The sequence below is a fragment of the Streptomyces phytophilus genome, assembly GCF_013870535.1.
GTDB lineage: Bacteria > Actinomycetota > Actinomycetes > Streptomycetales > Streptomycetaceae > Streptomyces > Streptomyces phytophilus.
In genome coordinates, this window is record NZ_JACBXC010000530.1 from 1 (window position 1) to 4,019 (window position 4,019).

General features: G+C 70.9%; 3 protein-coding genes. All 3 read left to right on the plus strand.

Going from position 1 to position 4,019, the window contains the following annotated elements; translation table 11 throughout:
- Positions 1–353 precede the first annotated feature (353 nt).
- A complete protein-coding gene (locus H5J30_RS20675) occupies positions 354–2,756 on the plus strand; it encodes a sodium-translocating pyrophosphatase (RefSeq protein WP_181788892.1) in 2,403 nt (800 codons plus the stop codon).
- A gap of 236 nt (positions 2,757–2,992) precedes the next feature.
- Complete coding sequence (locus H5J30_RS37495; RefSeq protein WP_181788893.1) at positions 2,993–3,556, plus strand: small secreted protein; 564 nt, start codon at positions 2,993–2,995, stop codon at positions 3,554–3,556.
- A gap of 58 nt (positions 3,557–3,614) precedes the next feature.
- Positions 3,615–4,019 (plus strand): DUF7059 domain-containing protein (locus tag H5J30_RS20685; protein ID WP_445194950.1); only part of this gene is annotated, 405 nt, incomplete at its 3' end.

The window sequence follows — 4,019 nt, forward strand, 5'->3', positions numbered from 1 at the left end:
CCCGCGCCCGCCGCGCCCGGCCCTCCCCCCACCCACCCCTTGACCCGGGCATTTCAAGATCAAGGCGCTTCTGAGCAGCGCTTTCTTGAGGCTCGGAGATCATTTTCCCGACATTGCCCCGCCGTTCCCGCGTCCCTCTTTCGAGCGAATTGACAGAGGCTCTCCGACGCGTTGATCGTCGTCGGAGCCGAATTCCCCTGGGGACGCACTGTTTTGATCTAGTTCCGCTCCCTACAATCCGTCCACAACTTGCAGCTCAGGACGCCTGAGCGCTGCGGCCGCCCAAACCCCGACCGCCGAAACCCGCAGTCGGGGCTGCCGCGCGCCCATGTGCCGTACGTCAAGGAGGACGAATGGCGGGGCATTTCACCCCACTACAGCAGGACCACCTACTGGCCGTGGAACTGACCAGCGGCAACCGGGCCATCGTGGCGATCATCGCCGTGGTCGCGGTAGCCGCACTCGCGGTCGCAGTGGTGCTGCTCCGTCAAGTACTCGCCGCAGGCGAGGGCACGGACAATATGAAGAAGATCGCGGCGGCGGTGCAGGAAGGCGCGAACGCCTATCTGTACCGCCAGTTGCGCACGATCGGGATGTTCGCCGTCGTGGTGTTCTTCCTGCTCTTCCTGCTTCCCGCCGACGACTGGTCGGAGCGGGCCGGACGCTCGATCTTCTTCCTGGTGGGCGCCGCCTTCTCGGCGGCGACCGGGTACATCGGCATGTGGCTGGCGGTCCGCAGCAACGTGCGCGTGGCCGCGGCCGCGCGCGCCGCCACCCCGCGCGAGGGCGAGCCCGCCAAGGACCTCACCGCGGTGAGCCACGAGGCGACGAAGCTCGCGTTCCGTACCGGCGGCGTCGTCGGCATGTTCACCGTCGGCCTCGGCCTGCTCGGCGCGTGCAGCGTCGTGCTCGTCTACGCGGCCGACGCGCCCAAGGTGCTGGAGGGCTTCGGCCTCGGCGCCGCGCTGATCGCGATGTTCATGCGTGTCGGCGGCGGCATCTTCACCAAGGCCGCGGACGTCGGTGCCGACCTCGTCGGCAAGGTCGAGCAGGGCATCCCCGAGGACGACCCGCGCAACGCCGCCACCATCGCCGACAACGTCGGCGACAACGTCGGCGACTGCGCCGGCATGGCCGCCGACCTCTTCGAGTCGTACGCCGTCACCCTGGTCGCCGCGCTCATCCTGGGCAAGGTCGCCCTGGGCGACGCGGGCCTGGCCTTCCCGCTGATCGTTCCCGCGATCGGCGTCGTCACCGCCATGATCGGCGTGTTCGTCGTGGCGCCCAAGGCGAGCGACCGCAGCGGCATGACCGCCATCAACCGCGGCTTCTTCATCTCCGCGGTGATCTCCCTGGTGATGGTCGCCATCGCCGTCTTCGCGTACCTCCCCTCGTCGTACGCGGACCTCGACGGCGTCGGTGCGGGCATCGCCGAGCACGACGGCAACCCGCAGGTGCTCGCGCTCATCGCGGTCGCCATCGGCATCGTGCTCGCGGCGGTCATCCAGCAGCTCACCGGCTACTTCACCGAGACCAACCGCCGTCCCGTCCGGGACATCGGCAAGACCTCGCTGACCGGCCCGGCCACCGTGGTGCTCGCCGGCATCTCCATCGGCCTGGAGTCCGCCGTCTACACCGCCGTCCTCATCGGGCTCAGCGTCTACGGCGCGTTCCTGCTCGGCGGTACGTCCATCATGCTGGCGCTCTTCGCAGTCGCGCTGGCCGGCACCGGCCTGCTGACCACCGTCGGCGTCATCGTCGCGATGGACACCTTCGGCCCGGTCTCCGACAACGCCCAGGGCATCGCCGAGATGTCCGGCGACGTCGAGGGTGCCGGCGCCCAGGTCCTCACCGACCTGGACGCGGTCGGCAACACGACCAAGGCCATCACCAAGGGCATCGCCATCGCCACCGCGGTCCTCGCGGCGGCGGCTCTCTTCGGCTCGTACCGGGACGCGGTGGACACGGCGGTGGCGGAGGCGACCAACGTCGGCAACCCGCTGGGCCTCAGCCTGGACATCGGGCAGCCGAACAACCTCGTCGGCCTCATCCTCGGCGCCGCGGTCGTCTTCCTCTTCTCCGGTCTGGCGATCAACGCCGTCTCGCGCTCCGCGGGCGCGGTGGTCTTCGAGGTGCGCCGGCAGTTCCGCGAGCACCCGGGGATCATGGACTACTCGGAGGAGCCGGAGTACGGCAAGGTCGTCGACATCTGCACCCGGGACGCGCTGCGCGAGCTGCGTACGCCCGGTCTGCTCGCCGTGATGGCGCCGATCGCGGTCGGCTTCACGTTCGGCGTCGGCGCGCTCGCCTCGTTCCTCGCCGGCGCCATCGGCGCGGGCGTGCTGATGGCGGTCTTCCTGGCCAACTCGGGCGGCGCCTGGGACAACGCCAAGAAGCTCGTCGAGGACGGCCACCACGGCGGCAAGGGCAGCGAGGCCCACGCCGCCACGGTGATCGGCGACACGGTCGGCGACCCGTTCAAGGACACCGCGGGCCCGGCGATCAACCCGCTGCTGAAGGTGATGAACCTGGTGGCGCTGCTGATCGCGCCCGCGGTGGTGAAATTCTCGTACGGCGACGACTCCAACGTCGGCGTGCGGATCGTCATCTCGGTCGCGGCCATCGCGATCATCGCCGGCGCCGTGTACATCTCCAAGCGCCGCGGCATCGCCGTGGACGACGAGGGGTCGGAGACCACGGCGTCCGCCGGTACGGCGCCGAAGTCCTCGACCGGCCCGGCGGTGGTCAACGGCTGAGACCGGGCTACGGCACCACACCCCGCCGGCCGGGAGGCGAGAGAAGCTCCCGGCCGGCGGGGTGTGGTGTTTCCGGGGGACCGTCGGTGGCCGGTGTTGCTGCCGCTGTTGCTGCCGTGACTGCTGTGACTGTCGTGGCAAATGGTGCACGACGCGGCGTGCGGCCCCGGCGATTCGTCGTACCGGCGGGGTGCCGGTGTATGTTCCGGGTGTCTCAGTCTCGAAGGGATGATCCGGTGAACAAGAAGCTTGCCGCCGCCCTGGCCGGTGCCGCCGTCACGCTGCTCGCGGCGACCGGCTGCAGCGATGACAACGGCGCGGAGGTCCAGAAGTGGGCGGGCTCGCTCTGCGACCGGATCCAGCCGGAGCTGCAGAAGAGGGATCAGGCCAACCTCGCCATCAGCGAGGCGACGACGGAGAAGGACCCGCGGAAGGTGCAGGAGGCGGACGCCCGGGCGTTCGGCGAGATCTCCGAGGCGTACACGGCCATGAGCAAGGCCGTGAACAAGGTGGGCGCGCCGCCGGTCGACGACGGCAAGAACACCCACGGCGGGGCCGTGACCGAACTGCAGCAGGTGGCGGGGGCGTACGCGGACCTGCAGAAGCAGGTGGAGGACCTGGACGTCAAGGATCAGGCGGCGTTCGCGGAGGGCCTGCGGGAGCTGGCGGGCGAGGCGGACAAGATCAGCAAGAGCGGCGACGAGGCGCTCAACAAGCTGCAGGCGGGCGAGGTCGGCCAGGCGCTGGCCGAGCAGGAGGGCTGCCAGAAGTCGAAGGCCAAGCCTTCGCAGAAGGCGTAGGAGCCCGCGGGGCTCCGGTCGGCGGGGTGGTCGGCCGCGCCGCCGCGGCGGCACCACAATGGTGCCCGTGAGCGCGACCGACGACCTTCCCCGTACGGACCTTCCCCGCCCCGACCGTGCCGCCGGCCTGCGCGCGGCGCTGCTGGCGGCGGGATTCACGGCAGACGGCCTGCTGGACCTCCTGGGCGCCCCCGCCTACGCGGCACTCGCCCGCAGCGAGACCGTCCCCGCCGAGCGGGCGACACGGTGGCCGCCCGGCAGCACGCCGCCGGCCCTCGCCACCCTCACCCGGCTCTTCCTCCTCCAGCACGCGGTCCCCCGCACGCACGCCGCGGCGGTGCTGCCGCTGGCCGCGTGCCTCGCGGACGGCTGGGTGAGCGAGGACGGCGAGGCGGTACGGGCCGCGGTCGACGTACGGCCGTACAGCGGTCCTGCGGGGCAGGACTGGTGGATCGTCTCGGAC